The 21,150-nt window shown below is 68.7% G+C and carries 14 protein-coding genes; 7 read left to right on the top strand and 7 right to left on the bottom strand.

What is annotated here, in order from left to right:
• Positions 1 to 20: 20 nt before the first annotated feature.
• Positions 21 to 749 (top strand): response regulator transcription factor, encoded by a 729-nt coding sequence (locus BN118_RS11810; RefSeq protein WP_010930182.1) that lies wholly within the window; start codon positions 21 to 23, stop codon positions 747 to 749.
• On the opposite strand, the gene BN118_RS11805 is transcribed toward BN118_RS11810, so the two are convergent.
• Positions 731 to 3,583 carry an EAL domain-containing protein gene (locus BN118_RS11805; RefSeq protein WP_014905876.1) on the bottom strand — a complete coding sequence of 951 codons (2,853 nt, stop codon included), beginning with the start codon at positions 3,581 to 3,583 and terminating at the stop codon, positions 731 to 733. The two genes, BN118_RS11810 and BN118_RS11805, sit on opposite strands and share 19 nt — an antisense overlap.
• A gap of 212 nt (positions 3,584 to 3,795) precedes the next feature.
• On the opposite strand from BN118_RS11805, the gene BN118_RS11800 reads away from it, so the two are divergent.
• A complete protein-coding gene (locus BN118_RS11800; protein ID WP_014905645.1) occupies positions 3,796 to 4,746 on the top strand; it encodes an IS481-like element IS481 family transposase in 951 nt (316 codons plus the stop codon).
• Here BN118_RS11800 and BN118_RS11795 read toward each other — a convergent pair.
• The 6 genes from BN118_RS11795 to BN118_RS11770 all read right to left on the bottom strand — a co-directional run bounded on the left by BN118_RS11795 (position 4,743) and on the right by BN118_RS11770 (position 11,266).
• Complete coding sequence (locus BN118_RS11795; RefSeq protein ID WP_014905875.1) at positions 4,743 to 5,045, bottom strand: hypothetical protein; 303 nt, start codon at positions 5,043 to 5,045, stop codon at positions 4,743 to 4,745. The two genes, BN118_RS11800 and BN118_RS11795, sit on opposite strands and share 4 nt — an antisense overlap.
• Positions 5,046 to 5,087: 42 nt before the next feature.
• Positions 5,088 to 6,608 (bottom strand): lysine--tRNA ligase, encoded by a 1,521-nt coding sequence (gene lysS / locus BN118_RS11790; RefSeq protein WP_010930190.1) that lies wholly within the window; start codon positions 6,606 to 6,608, stop codon positions 5,088 to 5,090.
• Positions 6,609 to 6,614: 6 nt separating this feature from the next.
• The gene (locus BN118_RS11785) at positions 6,615 to 7,370 is read right to left on the bottom strand and encodes an SDR family oxidoreductase (RefSeq protein WP_010926447.1); all 756 of its coding nucleotides are present in this window, start codon (positions 7,368 to 7,370) and stop codon (positions 6,615 to 6,617) included.
• A 29-nt stretch (positions 7,371 to 7,399) separates the two neighbouring features.
• Positions 7,400 to 8,504, bottom strand: a protein-coding gene (gene prfB, locus BN118_RS11780; protein WP_010926448.1) for a peptide chain release factor 2 whose coding sequence is annotated in 2 segments (ribosomal slippage) — positions 7,400 to 8,422 and positions 8,424 to 8,504 — 1,104 coding nt in all. Because the reading frame shifts where the segments join, the coding sequence is not laid out codon by codon here.
• Positions 8,505 to 8,606: 102 nt separating this feature from the next.
• Complete coding sequence (gene recJ / locus BN118_RS11775) at positions 8,607 to 10,307, bottom strand: single-stranded-DNA-specific exonuclease RecJ (RefSeq protein ID WP_010930191.1); 1,701 nt, start codon at positions 10,305 to 10,307, stop codon at positions 8,607 to 8,609.
• Complete coding sequence (locus tag BN118_RS11770) at positions 10,289 to 11,266, bottom strand: hypothetical protein (RefSeq protein WP_010930192.1); 978 nt, start codon at positions 11,264 to 11,266, stop codon at positions 10,289 to 10,291. The genes recJ and BN118_RS11770 overlap by 19 nt, the downstream gene beginning before the upstream one ends.
• 57 nt (positions 11,267 to 11,323) lie before the next feature.
• On the opposite strand from BN118_RS11770, the gene BN118_RS11765 reads away from it, so the two are divergent.
• From BN118_RS11765 to BN118_RS11740, 5 genes are all read left to right on the top strand, one after another.
• Positions 11,324 to 12,556 (top strand): lipoprotein-releasing ABC transporter permease subunit, encoded by a 1,233-nt coding sequence (locus BN118_RS11765; RefSeq protein ID WP_010930193.1) that lies wholly within the window; start codon positions 11,324 to 11,326, stop codon positions 12,554 to 12,556.
• On the top strand, positions 12,549 to 13,244 hold the full coding sequence (gene lolD / locus BN118_RS11760) for a lipoprotein-releasing ABC transporter ATP-binding protein LolD (protein ID WP_003812422.1): 696 nt from the start codon (positions 12,549 to 12,551) through the stop codon (positions 13,242 to 13,244). Before BN118_RS11765 ends, lolD begins: the two co-directional genes overlap by 8 nt.
• A gap of 33 nt (positions 13,245 to 13,277) precedes the next feature.
• The gene (locus BN118_RS11755; RefSeq protein WP_010928340.1) at positions 13,278 to 14,105 is read left to right on the top strand and encodes a TatD family hydrolase; all 828 of its coding nucleotides are present in this window, start codon (positions 13,278 to 13,280) and stop codon (positions 14,103 to 14,105) included.
• 281 nt (positions 14,106 to 14,386) lie between these two features.
• Positions 14,387 to 17,617, top strand: a complete 3,231-nt coding sequence (gene sphB3 / locus BN118_RS11750; protein WP_014905874.1) for an autotransporter SphB3 — start codon at positions 14,387 to 14,389, stop codon at positions 17,615 to 17,617.
• Positions 17,618 to 18,269: 652 nt separating this feature from the next.
• Positions 18,270 to 21,116 carry an inverse autotransporter beta domain-containing protein gene (locus BN118_RS11740; RefSeq protein ID WP_041166188.1) on the top strand — a complete coding sequence of 949 codons (2,847 nt, stop codon included), beginning with the start codon at positions 18,270 to 18,272 and terminating at the stop codon, positions 21,114 to 21,116.
• Positions 21,117 to 21,150 lie beyond the last annotated feature (34 nt).

The raw sequence follows: 21,150 nt of genomic DNA, 5'->3' as shown, positions 1-21,150 counted from the left end.
GTTTCCGAGTTGAGGTGCCTATGCTGGTTGCAGATGGACTCCTGCGTATCGGGTTGCTTGAAGACGATGAGGACTTTCGCGACGAGTTGGCGTTGGGCCTTGGCGGGTACGGGTTCAACGTGGTGTGCGCGTGCGGCGACGCGCCGTCCCTGTATCGATTCTTGCAATCGCAGTCCTGCGATATTGTGATTCTTGATGCCAATGTGCCGGGCGAGGATGGCTTTTCCGTCGCCACGCGCCTGCGCGCGCAAAGCACGACGGGGATTGTCATGCTGACCGGCCGGGGCGCGCTGGAGGACCGCGTGCGCGGGCTCGAAGGCGGCGCCGATGTCTACCTGACCAAGCCGGTCGACCTGCTCGAGCTCAGTTCGGTGATCCGCAGCCTGGCGCGCCGCATGCGCCTGGCGCGTGGCGCACAGGGCCAGGCGCCCGCGTCCGCCGGCGACACGCAGCGCGGCGTGGGTGGCTGGTCGCTGCAGGAAGGCGGCTGGGTGCTGGTGGGGCCCGATGGCGTGTCGCTGCATCTCAATGCGCAGGAGCGCATCTTCATGACCTCCTTGCTGCAAAGCGGCGGCGATGCCGTCACGCGGCAGATGCTGGCCGAGGCTTTCCAGCCTGGCAATCCCGATGACTTCGAGCCGCGCCGTGTCGACGTGATGGTCAGCCGCCTGCGCGCCAAGGCGCAGTCGGCCGGTTTCAAGTTGCCGGTGCTGTCGGTGCGCGGCCAGGGCTACGTGTTCGCCGCCTGAGCGTTGCCGCCGTCGGTGTAGGCCTGGCCGGGAGTCGGCAAGGTCATCACGAAGCGCGCGCCCTGGCCAAGCTGGGTCTGCACGGTCAAGGTGCCGTCCTGGCTCTGGCAGATCTGGCGCGCCAGGTGCAGCCCCAGTCCGCTGCCGGGCGTTTCGCGGTGGGCGGCCCGCCGGTAATGCTCTTCGAAGATCCGTTGCGATTCGTCGTCGCTGATGCCCGGGCCATGGTCGGTGACCGCCACCCAGGCCGTGGCGCCGTGCGCGCCGTACGACAGGCCCACATCGATATGCACCGGTTGGTCGGCCGGCGAGTACTTGACCGCATTGTGGATCAGGTTGCGCAGCACCAGCGCCGTAAGCAGCGGGTCGCACCAGGCCGGCACCGCGGCCTCGGCATTGAGGACCAGCGGATGCGCCGTATCCAGCCGCATGCCTTCGACCGTGTCGCGCGCGAGTTCGCCCAGCTCGATCGGTTCGGGCCGTAGCGTGAGGGCCTGGTCGCGGCGCAAGCGCTCGGGACTGAGCACCTGGTTCATGAGTTCGATCATGCGCGTCACCGCCCGGCGGATGCGCGCCAGCCGGCTGTCGACTTCCTGTCCGCTGCCGGCCAGGATGATTTCGAGCGACTGGGCCGCCGCGCTGATGGTGGCCGCCGGCGTACGCAGTTCGTGCGACAGCAGCGCGTGGACCTGGCGCTGCGCCTCCAGCGCGCGCGCCACTTCGGCCAGGCGCCGGTCCGACTGTTCCTGGCGCTTGCGCTGCATGCCCAGTTCATGGGGCGGCCAGGGCCGCCCGTCGGTGGCGCGCGTCCGCGTGGGCGCGTGGGCGGCCGTGTCGCCGTTGTCCTCGGCGGCGGCCGGGGCGGCGGGCAGGTCGGCGATCCAGTTGTGGCGAGGCGCCAGGAAGTCGGCGTTGTCGGTCTCCTGCATGAGACGAAAGCCGATCGCCTGCAGCAGCTCGCGCGCCACCGGCTCTTCGGCGTCTTCGGCATAGGCTGGTATGTCCAGGGTGCGGGCCACCTGGATGACGGTGTCGGCCAGCTGTTGGTTGCCGGGGCTGCGGGTGATGCCCTGGACGAACGATCCGCCGATCTTCAGGTACGCCAGCGGCAGCTGGTGCAAGCGCTCCAGCGCCGCGAACTGTTCGGACAGCCGGCGTACGCCGACCCGCACGCCGGTGCGCGCGGCGATCTCGCACAGCGCCTGTACGTTGTGGAAGTAGTCGACCAGGCCGTGTGCGTCGATTTCTATGATCAGGTGCCCGGCCTGTTCCGGACGATCGCGCAGCACGTCCTCCAGCCGCTTGAGGAAATGCGCCTGCTCGAGCGAAGGCAGCGACACCCGCACGACCATGTCGCCGTCGCGCGCGACCAGCTGGTCCATGCTCATGCGGATCGCCTGGATGTCGCAATCGGCCGATAGCCCCAGGCGCGCAGCCGGCGGCATGAACAGCTGCGCGTGCAGGGGTTCGGGCGAATCCTGGTCGCGCAGCGTCAGTTGCGCTTCGGTATGCAGCACCTGGCCTTCGGCATCCTGGCGCGGGTACAGCGTCAGGAAGAAGCGGTGTTGTTCGAGCGCGCGCGTCAGGATGTCCTGCCAGCCGTACTCGCCATCGATACGATTGCCGGTCTGGCTGAACGCGGGCTCGACTTCGTCGCTCTCGGCGATTTCCGCGCGCATCAGCGCATGGTCCAGCCGAGCCAGGATGTCGCTGACTTGTTCGCCCACCGTATAGGGCGTGAGCACCATGGCCCAGCGGCACCACCCGTGCGTGCGCAGGGGCAGGCGCAGCACGCGCAGTTCGCGCCGCAGCCTTTCGGCCAGCACGGCCGCGCGCGGCGAGGGCAGGCCGGGCAGCAGGGCGGCGAAGTCCGAACCGTTGATGCGTACGAGCACCGCGCCGGCGCCGGCCTGCTCCTTGATGGTTTTGCTCAGTTGCGCGCAGGCCAGGCGCAGCCATTGATCGGTCGCCTCGCGTTTCATCTGGCGGTTGATCTCCGCCATGTCGCGCTGCCGGAAAATCAGCAGGTGGCCATCGACGCCGCCGTCGCGTTGCACCGCGCGCCGCAGGCTTTCGTTGAAGAACTTGCGGTTCGGCAGCCGCGTGACCGGGTCGTGGTACGTCTCGTTCTCCAGCGCGTCGATGCGGGCGCGCTGCTGCCTCAATTGGTCATGGACGCGCTGGTGCGACTGGACCAGGGCCGTGCCCAGCGGCTGCAGTTCGCGCGGCAGGCCTTCGGCCAGTTTCGGATCGACGCCGGCCTGTCCGATATGGGCGAGGTTGTGGGCCAGCCGTTTCAGCGGACCGCGTTGCAGCCTGTCGTGCAGGCGCGACATATAGCTGTACCAGATCAGCAGGCCGGCGACGATCAGCACCAGCTGCGCCACGCTCTCGGTGAGGAAGGGGGCTTCCAGGATCGGGATGACCGGGTTGTAGACGGCGACCGAGCCGACATAGGTCCCGTCGGCCGAGCGGAAGGTGCGCGTGGCCACGATCTGCGAGGCGCGGCCCTGCTGCAGCGAGCCGTCGGCGCGCGCCGGCGCCTCGCTGAGCTGGCCCGCCTCGATCATCCGCCCGGTGTAGTGCTCCTGTATGCGCACCAGTGCATAGCCGCCATGCCGCTGCAGGTCGGTCGCCAGGGTCTGCCATTGCGCGGGCGTCGTATGCGATTGCGACAGCACCCAGGCCAGCGAAGCAGCCGCTGTTTCGACATGGCGCTTCTGGCGTTCCACCGACGCCCGGTAGTTCGCCGCCAGCCCGGCAGCCTGGGTGCCGATGACCAGCAGGCCCGCCAGCAGGACGACGCTGAGGAAAAGCCGCCGGGAAATGGACATGACGAAGGCAGGTTGGGGGACGGAAGACACGGTTTTGTATAGTGTAGTTAGTTTTATTTGAAATATTCAAAATATTACGAAATAGGCATGCAACAAGCCAATCCGGTTGACTAGCTGTGAAGATTCAATAGGTTGTATGCATGGTTCATCCGAACCGGATTTGAGAAACTGGAAATCGCCGATCCCCCAGTTCACTCAAGGAGCCCGGCCGGATGAACACCCATAAGCATGCCCGATTGACCTTCCTACGTCGACTCGAAATGGTCCAGCAATTGATCGCCCATCAAGTTTGTGTGCCTGAAGCGGCCCGCGCCTATGGGGTCACCGCGCCGACTGTGCGCAAATGGCTGGGCCGCTTCCTGGCTCAGGGCCAGGCGGGCTTGGCCGATGCGTCCTCGCGCCCGACGGTCTCGCCCCGAGCGATTGCGCCGGCCAAGGCGCTGGCTATCGTGGAGCTGCGCCGCAAGCGGCTGACCCAAGCGCGCATCGCCCAGGCGCTGGGCGTGTCAGCCAGCACCGTCAGCCGCGTCCTGGCCCGCGCCGGTCTGTCGCACCTGGCCGACCTGGAGCCGGCCGAGCCGGTGGTGCGCTACGAGCATCAGGCCCCCGGCGATCTGCTGCACATCGACATCAAGAAGCTGGGACGTATCCAGCGCCCTGGCCACCGGGTCACGGGCAACCGACGCGATACCGTTGAGGGGGCCGGCTGGGACTTCGTCTTCGTGGCCATCGATGACCACGCCCGCGTGGCCTTCACCGACATCCACCCCGACGAGCGCTTCCCCAGCGCCGTCCAGTTCCTCAAGGACGCAGTGGCCTACTACCAGCGCCTGGGCGTGACCATCCAGCGCTTGCTCACCGACAATGGCTCGGCCTTTCGCAGCCGCGCCTTCGCCGCGCTGTGCCATGAGCTGGGCATCAAGCACCGCTTTACCCGACCTTACCGCCCACAGACCAATGGCAAGGCCGAACGCTTCATCCAGTCGGCCTTGCGTGAGTGGGCTTACGCTCACACCTACCAGAACTCCCAACACCGAGCCGATGCCATGAAATCCTGGCTACACCACTACAACTGGCAGCGACCCCACCAAGGCATCGGGCGCGCTGTACCCATCTCCAGACTCAACCTGGACGAATACAACCTATTGACAGTTCACAACTAGCCGCGCTGGCGGAAGAACGACACCAGCGCCGCGATGGCGCAGACCACGCCGATGGCCAGCAGCACGATGGCGACCGGTTGCAGGAAATCGGCCTGGCCGCGATAGCCGCCGCCGCTGCCGCCTGCCATGGCGGTCACCAACAGGAAAGCGCTGAGCAGTGCGCCGGCCAGGGCCAGCACCGCGGCGACGCCGAGGTACAGGGGCATGCGCCGGCGGCCGGCCGGCAGCGCGCGCAGCGGCCGCGGCGCGGCGGCGGGACGCGCGCGCCGGGACAGCAGGAGGTAGGCCAGCGCCGCCACGCACGCAGGATGATCTTGGCAAGCATGGCGGGCCGGCGCGGGTCAGTCTTCCCGGCGCAGGTGCGGGAAGAGGATGACGTCGCGGATGCTGGGGCTGTCGGTCAGCAGCATGACCAGGCGGTCGATGCCGATGCCGCAGCCGCCGGTGGGGGGCATGCCGTATTCGAGCGCGCGGATGTAGTCGGCGTCGAAGTACATGGCTTCTTCGTCGCCGGCGTCCTTGGCCTCGACCTGGGCGCGGAAACGCTCGGCCTGGTCTTCAGGGTCGTTGAGCTCGGAGAAGCCGTTGGCGATTTCGCGTCCGGTGATGAACAGTTCGAAGCGCTCGGTAATGCCGTCGCGGGTGTCGGAGGCGCGCGCCAGGGGCGAGACCTCGACCGGGTAGTCGATGATGTAGGTGGGGCGCCACAGCTTGGCTTCGGCGGTTTCCTCGAACAGCGCCAGTTGCAGCGCGCCCAGGCCGGCGCGCGCCAGCGGCGGACCCTCGACGTTGGCTCCCAGTTTCCTGAGCTCGGCGCGCACGAACGCGGGGTCGTCGAGCTGCGCCTGGGTATAGCCCTCGGCGTACTTCAGGATGGCTTCGCAGATCGTCAGGCGGTCGAACGGCTGGGACAGGTCCAGCTCGCGGTCCTGGTAGCTGAGCACGGCGCTGCCGGTGGCCGCGATCGCGGCCTGGCGGATCAGGTCCTCGGTGAAGTCCATCAGCCAGCGATAGTCGGCGTACGCGGCGTAGAACTCCATCATGGTGAACTCGGGGTTGTGGCGCGGGCTCACCCCCTCGTTGCGGAAGTTGCGGTTGATTTCGAACACGCGCTCGAAGCCGCCGACGATCAGGCGCTTGAGGTAAAGCTCGGGCGCGATGCGCAGGAACATCTGCATGTCCAGCGCATTGTGGTGGGTCACGAAGGGCTTGGCCGCCGCGCCACCGGGAATCGGGTGCAGCATCGGCGTCTCGACTTCGAGAAAGCCCGCATTGAGCATGGCCTGGCGGATGCCGCCGACGGCCTTGCTGCGCGCCTCGAAGGTGCGGCGGGTGGCGTCGGTCATGATGAGGTCGACGTAGCGCTGGCGGTAGCGCAGCTCCTGGTCGGCCACGCCATGGAACTTGTCGGGCAGCGGACGCAGCGACTTCGACAGCAGGCGTGCCGAGTTGGCGTGCACCGACAGCTCGCCCTTGTTGGTCTTGAAGACCGGCCCCTCGATGGCGATGATGTCGCCGATGTCCCATTGCTTGAAAGCGGCGTAGGCCTCTTCGCCGAGCGTGCCGCGCTCGAGGTAGATCTGGATGCGGCCGCTGCCGTCCTGCAGCGTGGCGAAGCTGGCCTTGCCCATGACGCGCTTGAGCATCATGCGGCCGGCCACCTTGACCGTGACCGCCGCGGCCGTCAGCGCCTCCTGGTCCAGGCCGTCGTACCTGGCGTGCAGGTCGGCGGCGTGCGCATCGGGCACGAAATTGTTGGGGAACGCAACGCCGGTTTCACGCAGTCTGGCCAGCTTGGCGCGCCGTTCGGCGATCAAGCGGTTTTCATCCTGGGCGGTCGGGGCGGGCGATTGGTCGGTCATGGTGGATTACTGGTAGTTGCGGATGTCGTCGATTTCGGTGGTTCCGAAATCGTCGCGATCCAGGTAGGCGAGAATGCGGGCAGCCACGTCGGCGGGCGCGGACAGCTTGCCGGTGGCGTGGAATTCCCTGAAGCGTTCCAGGGCGGGGAAATCGGCCGGGTCGCTGGCGCGGATGGCGCCCTGCATGTCGGTGTCGACGATGCCGGGCGCCAGCGCGACCACGCGCACGCCGTCCTGGCCTTGCTCCTGCTTGAGCACGCGGCTGTACATGTCGAGCGCGGCCTTGGCGGCGCAATAGACGCCCCAGCCCGCGTTCGGGTTGCGGCCGGCGCCCGAGGAAATGTTGAGCACCCGGCGGTCGGCCGGCAGGCCCTGCAAGGCCGCCACGAAGCGGGCGGTCAGCAGGACGACGGCCGTGACGTTGAGATTGAGCGCGCCGGCGATGGCCGCGCCGTCGGTCAGGCCGGCGGCCTGCGCCACCGGGCTGACGGTGCCCGCATTGTTGATGAGCAGGTAGCGGCGCGCATCGCGCGGCAGCGCGGCGCACAGGCGCTTGGCGGCGGCCCCGGCCGCGGCCGGATCGGACAGGTCGACCTGCACCTGTTCCAGGCTCGCGCCGCGCGTCCGGGCGGCGGCCTCCAGGTCGGGATCGGCGCGCCGGGCAAGCGTGATCAGGCGCGTGCCCGGCGCGAGCAGGCCGCGCGCCAGGGCGGCGCCCAGGCCTCGGGATGCGCCGGTCAGGATGGCTACGGTATCGGTCATGCGGGGAACCTCCAGGGCAGGGGCGCGGCTTACACGCCTTGCTTGAGGCTGGCCTGGATGAACGGGTCCAGGTCGCCGTCGAGCACTTTCTGGGTATTGGAAATTTCCACGTTGGTGCGCAGGTCCTTGATGCGGCTCTGGTCCAGCACGTACGAGCGGATCTGGTGGCCCCAGCCCACGTCGGTCTTGGAATCTTCCAGCTTCTGCTGCTCGGTCATGCGGTTGCGCATTTCCAGCTCGTACAGCTTGGATTTGAGCATCTGCATCGCCTCGGCCCGGTTGCGATGCTGCGAGCGGTCGTTCTGGCACTGCACCACGATACCCGATGGCGCGTGTGTGATGCGCACGGCGGAGTCGGTCTTGTTGATGTGCTGGCCGCCCGCGCCGCTGGCGCGGTAGGTGTCGATGCGCAGGTCGGCCGGGTTGACCTCGACCTCGAAGGACTCGTCGACCTCGGGGTAGACGAATACGCTGGCAAACGAGGTGTGGCGGCCGCCCGAGGAGTCGAACGGGCTCTTGCGCACCAGGCGGTGCACGCCGGTTTCGGTGCGCAGGTAGCCGAATGCGTACTCGCCTTCGATCTTGATGGTGGCCGACTTCAGGCCGGCGACGTCGCCCTCGGATTCTTCGAGGATTTCGGCCTTGAAGCCCTTGCGCTCGGCGTACTTGAGGTACTGGCGCAGCAGCATCGAGGCCCAGTCCTGCGCTTCGGTGCCGCCGGCGCCCGCCTGGATGTCGACGAAGCAGTTCAGCGGATCGGCCGGGTTGGCGAACATGCGGCGGAATTCGAGCGTTTCCAGCTTTTCCTGGAAGCGGTCGGCATCGTGCTCGATGGCTTCCAGCGTGGCGTCGTCGCTATCGGCCAGCGCCAGTTCGACGAGCTCGCACGAGTCGGCCAGGCCGCTGCCCAATTCGGTCAGGGTCTCGACGACGTCTTCGAGGGATTTCTTTTCACGGCCCAGGTCCTGGGCGTGCTTGGGGTCGTTCCAGATGGCCGGGTCTTCGAGCTCGGCGTTTACGACTTGCAGGCGTTCCGATTTGGCATCGTAGTCAAAGATACCTCCGTAGAGCCTGTTCGCGCTCCGCGTAGTCTTCGAGTCGGGCGACGAGCTGGTTCTGACGTTCGGCTTCCATGATTGATCCTGATGGCTATTTGGCGAAACTGCCTATTTTAGCGTGGATGGCGGGCGCCGCCCCGGCCGGCCGGGGCGGTTTGTAACAGAAGGGCGGCGGCCCTCAGGCGGCGTGCTCGATGACCAGCTGTACCGACACCATGCCATTCCAGATGTTCTGCTCCAGCCGGTAGGCGGCCTGGATGCGCTCGGGCAGGGACTGGTCGTGGCCGAACCAGATGGCGTCGAAGCGCTGGTGGCCGCGCTCGAGCGCCAGCTTCAGGTGCTTGCCGCCCACCAGGCGCTGGCTGCGCACGGTGAATTCGTCCAGGAACAGCGGGGCGGCGAACCCCGCGCCCCAGACCTGCTGCTGCAGCAGGCCGGCCACTTCGGCATTGGCGTAGCCGCTTTCGAGCGAGCCGTCGGTTTCGAGCAGCGGCTCGAAGCGGTCGCGCCCGGTGAGCTCGCGCACCGCGGCGTCGAAGGCCGGGGCGAAGGCGGCGAAATCGCCGCTGCCCAGGGTCAGGCCGGCGGCCATGGCGTGGCCGCCGAACTTGCGTATCAGGCCCGGGTGGCGCTTGGACACCAGGTCGAGCGCGTCGCGCAAATGCACGTCGGGGATCGAGCGGCCCGAGCCGCGCAGCTCGTCCTCGCCGGCCGGGGCGAAGGCCAGCGTGGGGCGCCAGAACTTCTCCTTCAGGCGCGAGGCCACCAGGCCGACCACGCCCTGGTGCCAGCCGGGGTCGAATACGCATACCGTGGCGCCGGCGGCGGCGTCGGGCGCCTCCATGGCGGCCAGCGCCTGGTCGCGCATCTCGGCTTCGATGGTGCGGCGTTCGCGGTTGATGTTGTCGAGCTCGCGCGCCATTTCGAGCGTCTGCGCCTCGTCGTCGGTGGTCAGGCAGGCGATGCCCAGGCTCATGTCGGCCAGCCGGCCGGCGGCGTTGATGCGCGGACCGAGGGCAAAGCCCAGGTCGAAGCCGCTGGCGGTGCGCGGCTCGCGCCCGGCCACGGCGAACAGGGCGCGCACGCCGGGCTGCATGCGGCCGGCCCGCATGCGCTGCAGCCCCTGCGTGACCAGCAGCCGGTTGTTGGCGTCCAGCTTGACCACGTCGGCCACCGTGCCCAGGGCCACCAGGTCGGACAGCGCATCCAGGCGCGGGCCGCCATCCGGCGCGTAGACGCCGCGGCGGCGCAGCTCGGCGCGCAGCGCCAGCATCATGTAGAAGATGACGCCGACGCCGGCCAGGTGCTTGGAGCCGAAACCGCAGCCGGGCTGGTTGGGATTGACGATGGCCAGGGCCTCGGGCAGCGTGTCGCCGGGCAAGTGGTGGTCGGTGATGACCACGCCGATGCCGGCGGCGTTGGCGGCGGCCACGCCGTCGACGCTGGCGATGCCGTTGTCGACCGTGATGATGATGTCGGGCTTGCCGCGCCGATGGCGGCAGGCCAGCTCGACGACCGCCGGCGAGAGGCCATAGCCGGTCTCGAAGCGGTTGGGAACCAGGAAATCCACGTCGGCGCCCATGGCCGACAGGGCGCGCAGGCCGACCGCGCAGGCCGTGGCGCCATCGCAGTCGTAGTCGGCCACGATGAGCAGGCGCTTGCCCTGCTCGATGGCGTCGGCGAGCACGGCGGCCGCGTGGGCCGAGTGGGTCAGGCGGTCGGGCGGCAGCAGCGCGGGCCACGCCATACGGGTCTGCTCGGGGTGGATGACGCCGCGCGCCGCCCACAGGCGCGACAGCAGCGGGTGGATGCCGGCCGCTTCGAGGTGCTGGCAGGCTTGCAGATCGGCAGTACGGATAATCAGACGGGGCGAGACCACCAGGCGTTCCAGTTGTGCTTGGGCGCGGGCAGCCATCGGGCCAGCCCCGCGCGTGGTTTGAGGGTGAGGGCGGCGCGGCGGTCATCGCCCAGCAGCAGCAGTTGCAAGGGCTGGACCGGCCGGCCGTGCGGGCCGGCCAGCGGCGCCAATTGCGCCGCGTCCAGCATGGCCAGCGCGTCGAGCCAGGCGGCCCAGTCGCCGGCGCGCTGGGTGGCGGCCAGTTCGTCGCAGACTCGCGCCGGCGCCGGCGCGCCGGCCGGCCACGGCGTGGCGCCGCCATACAGCCACAGCGCGTTGATCGGCGCGGCGCCGCGCGCGGCGCGCGCTTCATTGACAGGATGCTCGTACCAGACCATCTGGATTTCGTTGAGCAGGCGGCGCCACGGGCGCATGGCGACGTCCTGGGTCCACCAGGCGCGCAGCCGCTGGCCGGCCACCGCCGCGGGACTGGCCGTTTGCGGCGCCATGCCGGCGGGCAGCGTCAGGCGCCAGCGCGCCGCATCGATGGGCGTGGCGCCGAAGCCGCTGTCGGCAAACAGCGGCGCGGCCGCCTCGAACAACTGCGCGCTTTCGTCGGCGCGCAGGTCGAGCAGGGCGGGGTCGAGCAGGGCGGCCTGGTCGGCCCCCAACATCAGGTGCGCCAGGTCGGCCAGCCAGACCGGCTGGCCGGGCGTACCGCCGGCGGCGCGCAGCGGGCCGAGGCCGGCGCCCAACGGCAGGCCGGGCTGGGGTTGGTAGCCGGCCTGTTCGAGCTGCCAGCCCTCGAAGGGGGTGCAGCCCTGGCGCGCGGCGTCGAAGGCCTGGACGCGGGCCGATGCGGCCTGCAGCCAGCCGTGCAGGGTGGGGGCGTGCTGCGGCAGCAGGCGCGCCAGTTCCGGCGCGACGGCGGCTGCGGGCAGGGCGCCGGGGATCACGATGAGCATGGCGGCGATTGTAGTGCGCGTGCCGGTTAATGCCATAATGCGCAGGTGCTGAAAATACCCTATGAACTCTGGATCGGCGCCCGCTACGCGGGCATGGCCCGGATCCGCCAGCGACGCGGGTGCCGCGATCGCTTCATCTCCTTCATCGCGGCCACGTCGATGGCCGGCATCGCCCTGGGCGTGGCGGCGCTGATCGTGGTGCTGTCGGTCATGAACGGTTTCCAGAAGGAAGTGCGCGACCGCATGCTGTCGGTGTTGCCGCATATCGAACTCTATATACCGGGCGCGGCGCCCGAACGGGTGCTGCAGCAGTGGCGCCAGTTCGCGCAGGCCGCGCGCGCCAACCCCGAGGTCAAGGGCGAGGCGCCTTTCGTGGCGGCGCAGGGCATGCTGGTGCGCGGCCAGGCGCTGCGCGGCGTGCAGGTGCGCGGCATCGATCCGGCCACCGAAGGCAATGTGTCGGATATCCCCCGGCAAATGGTCAGCGGCAAGCTGAGCGACCTGGTCGCCGGCGGGTTCGGCGCCGTGCTGGGCAGCGACCTGGCCGATGGGCTGGGCGTCAAGACGGGCGACACGGTCCTGATGCTGGCGCCGCAGGGCTCGATCAGCCCGGCCGGCTTCGCGCCGCGCATGCGGCAGTTCACGGTGGTGGGCATCTTTTCCTCCGGCCACTACGAATACGACTCGACCCTCGTCTTCATCGACGACGAGGATGCCGCCAAGGTGTTCCGCGAAAGCGGCACCGCCGGCGTGCGGCTGCGCGTGGCCGACATGCAGCGCGCGCCCGAAGTGGCCGCCGAGCTCACCAAAGTGCTGCCGCCCTACGTCATGGCGGCCGACTGGTCGCGCAACAACCGCACCTGGTTCGCGGCCGTGCAGACCGAAAAGCGCATGATGTTCCTGATCCTGGCGCTGATCGTGGCGGTGGCGGCGTTCAACCTGCTGTCGTCGCTGGTCATGGCGGTCAAGGACAAGCAGTCCGATATCGCCATCCTGCGCACGCTGGGTGCCGGGCCAGGCGAGGTGGCGCGCATCTTCCTGGTGCAAGGGGCGCTGATCGGCGTGGTCGGCACCTTGCTGGGGGTGGCCGGCGGTATCGCCATCGCCTACAACGTCGACGTCATCGTGCCGTTCATCGAACGCCTGCTGGGCGTGCAGTTCCTGCCGCGCGAGGTGTACTTCATCAGCGCGCTGCCTTCTGATCCGCAGGCGGACGACATCATCACCATCGGGCTGACCTCGCTGGTGCTGTCGCTGCTGGCCACGCTGTATCCGAGCTGGCGCGCCTCGCGCCTGCAACCCGCACAGGTGCTGCGCCATGACTGAGCCGAACGACACCGGCCCGGCCCTGCAGGCCGAGCACCTGGGCAAGGTCTACGACGAAGGCCCGGCGCGCATCGAAGTGCTCAGCGACGTGTCGCTGAGCGTGGCGCGCGGCGAGATGGTCGCCATCGTCGGCGCCTCGGGCTCGGGCAAGAGCACCTTGCTGCACATCCTGGGCCTGTTGGACGTGCCCTCCAGCGGCACGGTCAGCGTCGACGGCGTGCCCGCCGCGGGGCTGTCCGAGAAGCGCAAGAGCGCGCTGCGCAACCGCAGCCTCGGCTTCGTGTACCAGTTCCACCACCTGCTGCCGGAATTCTCGGCCCTGGACAATGTGGCCATGCCGCTGATCGTGCGGCGCGAGAATCGCGACCGTGCGCGCGCCCAGGCACGCGAAGTGCTGGAACTGGTGGGGCTGGCCGCGCGCGAGGAGCACTTTCCGGGCCAGCTGTCCGGGGGCGAGCGGCAGCGCGTGGCGCTGGCGCGCGCCCTGGTGACGCGGCCGGCCTGCGTGCTGGCCGACGAGCCCACCGGCAACCTGGATCGCCATACGGCGCACAATATGTTCGAGCTGCTCACGCGCGTGAACCGCGAATCCGGCACGGCTTTCGTGATCGTCACCCACGATCCGGAGCTGGCCGCACGCGCCGATCGCCAGCTGCACATGGAAAACGGGCGCCTGCAGCCGGATTGACGCCGGCCTGTCGCGCGGCCCTGGAGCCCGGCCATGCTGATCGATACGCACTGCCATCTCGATGCCGCCGAATTCGACGCCGACCGCATGGCGGTGGCCCGCGCGGCGCGCGAGGCCGGCGTGCAGGCCATCGTGATTCCGGCCGTCGAGCGCGCCAACTTCGCAACCGTACGCCAGCTTGCCCATGCCGTGGATAGCGGCGCCTATGCGCTGGGTATCCATCCCTTGTACGTGGCGCGCGCCCGCGACGAAGATCTCGACAGCCTGCGCCGGGCCATCGAATCCGCCTTGCCGGACCCGCGTTTCGTGGCCATCGGCGAGATCGGCCTGGACTTCTTCGTGGCGGAAATCGCCAGCGGCGCCCCGCGCGAGCGCCAGGAGCGCTTTTACGCCGCCCAGCTCGACCTGGCGGCCGAATACGGCCTGCCGGTGCTGCTGCATGTGCGGCGCTCGCAAGACATCCTACTCAAGCATCTGCGGCGCAGGCCGGGCGTGCCCGGCGGCATCGCGCACGCTTTCAACGGCAGCGCGCAACAGGCCGGCGCCTTCGTCGAGCAAGGCTTCGCGCTGGGCCTGGGCGGGGCCATGACCTATCCCCGCGCGCTGCAGATCCGGCGCCATGCGGCCGATATCGGGCTGGACCACCTGGTGCTGGAAACCGATGCCCCGGATATTCCGCCGGCCTGGCTGTACGAACCCGAGCGGCGCAACACGCCGGGCCAGTTGCCGCGCATCGCCGCCGAACTGGCCGCGCTGCGCGGCCAGGCTGTCGCCGATGTGGCGAGGGCCACGACCACCACCGCGCTACGGGTGTTGCCGCGCCTGGGCGCCTTGTTGCAGGACAGGGCGGCGACGCCCTGACGCCCGGCCGTCCGGCGCCGGGCCCCTGTTTCCTCCTGCCCGCCCTGTGCCTAGCGTTCGCTGCGGGGCGGACGCACGCGCGTGCCTGCGCCATGTGCTGCCCGTTTTTTACCGAACCGGCACCCCCCAAATGGGTGGCGCGCGGTACGCCTTCGGCCGTTACAGTTTGTCTGTTAGTCGAAATTTATTAACAAATTTCGGCATATTTGAATTGATTTGTATCAATTTGCACGGGGTCCTATTCCATTCCACAAGAATCCCGGCAAACGAGGAGAGGTCTGATGGCACAAGCAAGCGCGCGAGGCATGGGCCTGCGCATCACGTCGCTGGCGGCGGCCCTGCTGGGCGTGTACGGCGCGGCGGGCGCGGCGGAGAACCGCCTGGAGTGTATCGGGGCCTGCCCGCCGGGACAGCCGGTGGCGGGCGCCCATTATTCGGGCACGAACCTGAGCGCCAATCGGGAATGGGTGGTGTACGGCGAGGGCAGCAATGCCGTATTCACGCTGCAGGGAGGCAGCGTGACGGCCAGCGGCGGCCTGATGGGCGCCGTCAACGCCGCGGATGGCGCCCGCGTCTACCTGAACCAGGTGAGCGTGCGCACCGATGCCGGCAATGGCTGGGAGGCCCCGGGCGTGCGCGCGGAATACGGCGCACTGGTGAATGTGAGCGGCGGCAGCATCGCGACCGTGGGCGGCGGTAGCTATGGCGTGCAGTCCCTGGATTCCGGCACCATGATCGAACTCAACGGGACGGACATCCGCACCACGGACGCGTATTCCGACGGCCTGCGCGCCGAGTTCGGGGGTAGCATCCGCGCCGTCGGCCTGACCATCAATACCACCGGCGAGCATGCGGTGGGCGCCATGGGCGCGGATGACGGTACGATCGCGCTGCGCGATTCGCGCATCACGACCAGCGGCGTCGACGCCTATGGGCTGGGAACGGAATCGCAGGTGCTGAGCCCCGGCGGCGTGCTGCAGGTCAGCAACACCGCCATCCAGACCAGCGGCAAGAACGCGCACGGCGTATACCTGCAGGGCGGCAGTTCGTTGAACATGTCGGGCGGCTCCATCCGCACCACCGGCAGCGGCGCCGCCGGCCTGCGCGTGAGCAACGGCAGCAGCGTGGCGCTCAATGGCGTCGAGGTCGTCGCCAGCGGGCCATCGCTGCTGTCCACGCTCAGCGCCACGCGTCAGCAATCCATCGTGGTCGGCGCCGGTTCCAACCTGACGCGCAACGACGGCCGGCTGCTGCTGGTGCGCCGGGTGGCCGGCGGCGAGCTGGGGCAGGTGACGCTGACGCTGAAAAGCGGCTCGTATGCGGCCGGCAACATCGAGAACCTCGCGGCCGACGGCTCGCGGGAATCCTCGGCGCTTACCATCGTCGATGTCCAGAGCGGCGCCCAGTGGGCCGGCCTGGTGATCGATGACACAACCGCCATCGTGAACGGCAGCCAGTCGGGCCAGCACAGCGGCTTCAGCACCGCCGGCGACATGGTGCTGGAAGGCGGCAGCGCGCCGGTGACCTTCACGGGGGTGTCGAACATAGGCGGCAGCTCCTCGCTGGGGGCCGGCAGCCAGACGACCTTCGGCGGCGCGACCACGATAGGGCAGAGCCTGGCGGTGCTGCCGGGCGGTTCGGTCGCCTTCAATGGGCCGTTGACGATCGGCGAGAGCGTGACGGAGGGGCAGGGCACCGCGCTCAGCTTCAACGCACCCGCCATCATCGGCGCAAACGTGCAGGGCGCGGGCGGCGCGGCGTTCACGTTCAGCGGGCCGGCGCAGGTCGGCGGCAGCGTGCAAGGGCTCGACGGCGCGTCGTTTCGCTTCAGCACTTCCGCGCCGACCGCCATCGCGGGCGGACTCAGCCTGGCCGGCGGCTCGAGCCTGGGCGGCGGCTCGCCGACGACCCCCATCGTCGTGATCGGCGGCGCGGATGCCGTATCCGGCGCGATCCTGGGCGGCAACCTCGATATCGGCGGCGCGCTGCGGATGACCGGCGCCAGCCTGGCGCCTGGCAACTCCATCGGTACCGTGACGGTCGGCAGCGTGGGGGCCCTCAGCGGCTCCACCTACCTGGCGGAAGTCAACGCCAAGGGCCAGTCCGACCTGCTGGTGGTGCGCAGCGGGAATGTCGACCTGGCGGGCGTGTCGCTGGTGGTGGGCCAGGAGAACGGCACCGGCGGCTATGTGCTGAATCACGACTACACCATCATCAAGACCGAGGCCGGCAAGATCGTGGGCGAATTCGCCGCGGCGAGCCTGGACGAGAGCCTGGCCAGCACCCTGGTCAAGCTGGACCCGGTCAAGTATGGCGCCCAGGCCACGCAGGTCAGCCTGTCGCCGGACGCCGACAAGTTGGCGGCGGCGCGCGCCGGCCTGATCCGCAACCAGAGCGCGGTGCTCGACGGCGCGCTGTCGGTGGCCGGGCGCAACGCCTCGGCCGACGCCGTGATGCTGATGAGCGACACGGGCCAGCGGGCCGACGCGCTGGACCAGTTGTCCGGCGAAGTGCACGGCAGCGCGGTGTCGGCGCTTTACAGCAACACGCAGCTGCTCAACCGCACCGTGGCCAGGCGCATGAGCGCCAACCTGGGCGCCGGCCTGCTGGCCGGCGCGCCCACGGCGCAGGCGGCGGGCCCGGCTGCCGCGTCGGCCATGCCGGGCACGGCCGCGTATCCGCTGTGGGCCGATGTGGTGGACAATTGGAGCAGTTTCGACGCCAAGGACAATGCGGCCAAGGCCAAGAGCAATACCGCCGGCCTGTTCATCGGCGGCGACGCCGCGGTGGGCGCGGGCTGGCGCGTGGGCGGGGCGCTGGGCTTTACCGATGGCCGCATCAAGGCCGATGCGGTGGACTCGCGCTCGGACGTGACCAGCTATACGGCGGCGCTCTACGGCGGCAACAGCTGGGCGGCAGGCAAGGGCAAGCTGAACTTCCTGGCCGGCGTCGGCTACACGCACCACGACATCGACAGCCGACGCAGCGTGGATGTGGGCGGCGCGCAGACCCTGAAGGCCGACTACAAGGCCAATACCACGCAACTGTTCGCCGAACTCGGCTACCAGGTGCCCGTTGGCGCCAGCAGCTCGGTCGAGCCGTATGCCGGCCTGGCCTGGTTCAACAACCACAGCGACAGCTTCGACGAGGATGGCGGGCCGGCCGCGCTGCATGGCAGCGGCCAGACCGACCAGATCACCACGTTCACGCTGGGGCTGCGTGGCAACACGGCGCTGCAGCTGGGCGCCACCGAGACGCGCCTGAGCGCCGGGCTGGGCTGGCGCCATGCCAACGGCGACGTGGACGCGACCCGCAAGCTGGCGTTCATCCAGGGCGGCGGCACGGCGTTCACCGTGGCGGGTTCGCCGGTGGCCAGGGAGGCGGCCGTGCTCGATCTCGCGGCCGAAGTGGACGTGGGCCGCAACGCGGCGCTCGGCCTGGCCTACGGAGGGCAGTTCGGCAATGGCAACAAGGAGAATACCGGCTCGCTGTATCTGAAAGTCCGGTTCTGAACGCAGCGCGCGGGCGCGAGGCCGCCGGGCCGCGTCCGCGCACCGCGTCGGGGGGACGGTCGAGCCCGTCCGCCCGTTGTTGGCCGCCTGTCGTGTATCGACTGGCGGTTTTTTTTTTGCCGCCGGGCCGCCCCAAGGCAAAAAAGCCCCCTTGGGGGGCAGCAAGCCCGCACAGCGGGCGCAGCGTGGGGGCCTTTTGCTTGTTCGAGGAATGTGTTGCCGGCATTGCGAGCCGGCACCCGCAATGGGCGGATGTCGCGTTGCCCGGCGACATCCAGGCCGAGGTGTTGCCCAGGGCGCCGCTGCCGGTCCACGGCGCGCCCGCGGCGCGCTATCCCGGCCTGTTCGACGTGCCCGATTGATGTGATCCAGTCACAGTCGCGCCAGCCTTTGCCCGGGTTGTAGGTGAGGTCGTTGTGATTGAGAAATTTCCTACAGATACATGGGTATTTGGCGACTTATTTAGTTCGCGGTAATCGATAAAGTTCCCTCCTGTGGCCGGAGAGATGTAGGCGAAATCCTCGTCAAGTCAGCGACTTCGCCTTTTTTGGCCACTCCTTTATTCAAATCGATATATAGCCGCTTCCAAGCAGGCAGGGCGTCGCTTTGCCTGCGATTAGCGGGCAGTGCGCCGAACATTCAGGGAGCTTCCATGAACAAGAACATTTACCGTGTTGTCTGGTCATTGGTCCGCGGGGCCTGGGTGGTCGCCGGCGAATGGGCGCGTGCTGGCCGCAAGTCGAGCAGCCCGCGTCGCCAGAACCGCCAGCGTGCGCGCCGGGGCGTGGCCGCGATGGTGGGCGGCAGCATCCTGGCCCAGGCCTTGCTGCCCTTGTCGGCGCTGGCCCAGGGAGCGCCGACGCTGCGCCCGGCCCGGGTGGCGCAGGAGGAGGCGGGGCAGGATGCGGCATGGACCCGCAAGCTGGCCGCCCAGGCCGAGTCGCTGGCCCGGCGCCAGGCCGAGCGCCAACCCGGCGCCCGGGTCGACGGCGACTATCTCAAGCGTGAAGCGCAGGCCCAGGTCAATGATGTCTTGCGCGATGGCGTGAACCTGGCTCGGGAATCGGGTCTGCCCTTTCTGCGCAACCTGCAAGGCGGGTTGAGCCACGATTTCGAGTCGGGCCGCACGTCGCTGCAACTGAACACGATAGATGAGGTCTACCGCGCCGGACGCAACACGGGCCTGCTGCAGCTGGGGGCGCACAACCAGAACGATCGTCCCACGGCCAATGCGGGCGCGGTGTATCGGCGCGAGGTCAACGATGCGCTGATGGTCGGCGCCAACGGCTTCCTGGATTACGAGTTTGGCAAGCAGCATCTGCGCGGCTCCGTGGGGCTGGAGGTGATCGCGCCGGAGTTCAGCCTGTACGGCAATGTGTATGCGCCGCTGTCCGACTGGAAGGGCGCCAAGCGCAATAATCGTCGCGAGGAAAAGCCCGCCTCGGGCATGGATGTGGGGGTCGGCTACCGTCCGGCGTTCGCGCCCGGGCTGAGTCTGAGCGCGACGCATTTCCGCTGGAATGGCGCCGAAGTGGACTACTTCGACAACGGCCGCACCCAGGCCGGCGCCAAGGGCTTCAAGGTCGGCGTGGAGTATCGCCCCGTGTCGCTGGTCAGCGTGGGACTGGAGCAGACCAAGGTGATCGGCGGCGGACGCGAAACCCGCATGCAGCTGGGCCTGAACATCAATCTCTCGGAACCGCTGTCCAAGCAATTGCGGCGCGACGCTTCGGGCACGCCGGCCTTCTCGCCCGACGCCCGGCGGCACGCCCTGGTCGAGCGCGAGAACCGCATCGTCCTGAACACGCGGCGCAAGGAGATCATTCTGCCGCTGGTCGTGAGCAAGGTCTCGACCCTGCAGGCCGATGGCCGGGTGACGGTGATCGGCGCGACCCAGCCGTTCGCGACGGTGACGGTGCGCATGCCCGACGGCATGACGGGCACCGCCACGGCGGATGCCAGCGGTCGTTTTGCCTATACCTCCGCCGGCGATCAGCCGTCCGGCGTCCTGGCGCTGCGCGCCCGTAACGCCGAGGGCGACAGCAGCCGCGAAGTGACTTATCGGTACGTCGACGAGGTGGTGCTGGGCGATCTGCAGGTCGCGGTGATGGCGCTGGTGCCGCTGCCGGCGGATCGCGCGCTGGAGGTACGGGGCAAGACCGAACCGAAGGTCGACGTCAAGGTGTCGTTTTCCAATGGCGAATCGGTGCTCGCCAAGGCGGATGCGAAGGGCCTGTTCACGGTGCGTTCGACGCGCAAAGTGACGCAGGGGAAAGTGCTGGTTCAGGCGACTCATCCGCAGACGCGCAAGGAAGCGCGTGCCGTCGCGGATTATCTGCCGCCCGCGACGCTCGCGCCGACGATCGATGCCGTGACGGCGCAAGCCGATACCGGCCGCGTGACCGTGACGGGCCAGGCGGAGCCGGGTGCGCAGGTGGACGTCCACTTTCCGGACGGCACCGCCAAGACCGTCGATGCCGGTGCCGACGGCGCCTATGCGGCGACTTCGGATGGCGACATGGTGTCGGGCGACATCCATGCGCAGGCCACCGACAAGGCGGGCAACCGGAGCCCCGAGGGCACCCGCGCCTATGTGGACACCGTGGACAAGACCCCGTCGGCCGCGCCGACGATCGTACGCGTGACGACCGACCGCTCCTCGGGCGTGGTGACGGTGGCGGGCACGGCGGATCCGGACAACGATGTGACGGTCCAGTTCCCGGATGGCGGGCGCAAGACCGTCAAGGCGGGCAAGGACGGCAGCTATTCGGTGACGTCCGACAACGACATTTTCTCGGGCATCATTCAGGTGTCTGCCAGGAACCCCGCCGGAAATGCCAGCCCGGAGGTGCGGCAAGACTACCGTGACGAATTCGTGCCGGCCAATGCGATCACGAACATCGAGACCAACTCGAGGAACGGTATCGTTACCGTCTCGGGCAAGACCTCGCCCGATGCGACCGTTGTGGTGAGTTTCCCGGGCGGCGACGAGGCGCGGACGCGGGCGAAGGGGGATGGCACTTTCAGTGTTTCCTCGCCCATGGACATCCCGCGGGGTGTCGTGTCGCTGAGCACGGAAGTCAATGGTGTCCAGACCGTCGTCGCGACGCGCACCTATGAGGATAAGTTCACGAAGGGAGGGCTGGATTTCACCGCGTTCCTGCCGTACACGCCGAAGTTCAACGGCGTCTCGACTTCGGACACCTCGGCGGTTCTCCTCTCCATTCCTCGGTACTTTTACTCGGGTGGCGCGCCCGTGGCCAAGATCATGCCGCCGGAAGCGGACGGGAGTGAATTTGCCAAGCGGGCGGCCGCGGCCATGCGTGCTCAGGTGACGCCGGGCCGTGATTCGTCTGAGTACGACGTCAGGGTGAGCTGGCCCGCGGGAACCTTCACCCCGGCGGATGTGGGGCAGCGGGCCGACCTCGCGGTGAAGGTCTTCGACAAAGGCACCGGCAAATACATGCTGCTCCTGGCGCCGGTCAATTTTCCTTACTAAGCGCCGTAAGACGGGGGGCGCCGATGGGGCGCCT

Origin of the sequence: Bordetella pertussis 18323, from assembly GCF_000306945.1 — a bacterium.
Classification (GTDB): domain Bacteria; phylum Pseudomonadota; class Gammaproteobacteria; order Burkholderiales; family Burkholderiaceae_B; genus Bordetella; species Bordetella pertussis.
This window is presented reverse-complemented; position numbering and strand designations above follow the sequence as displayed.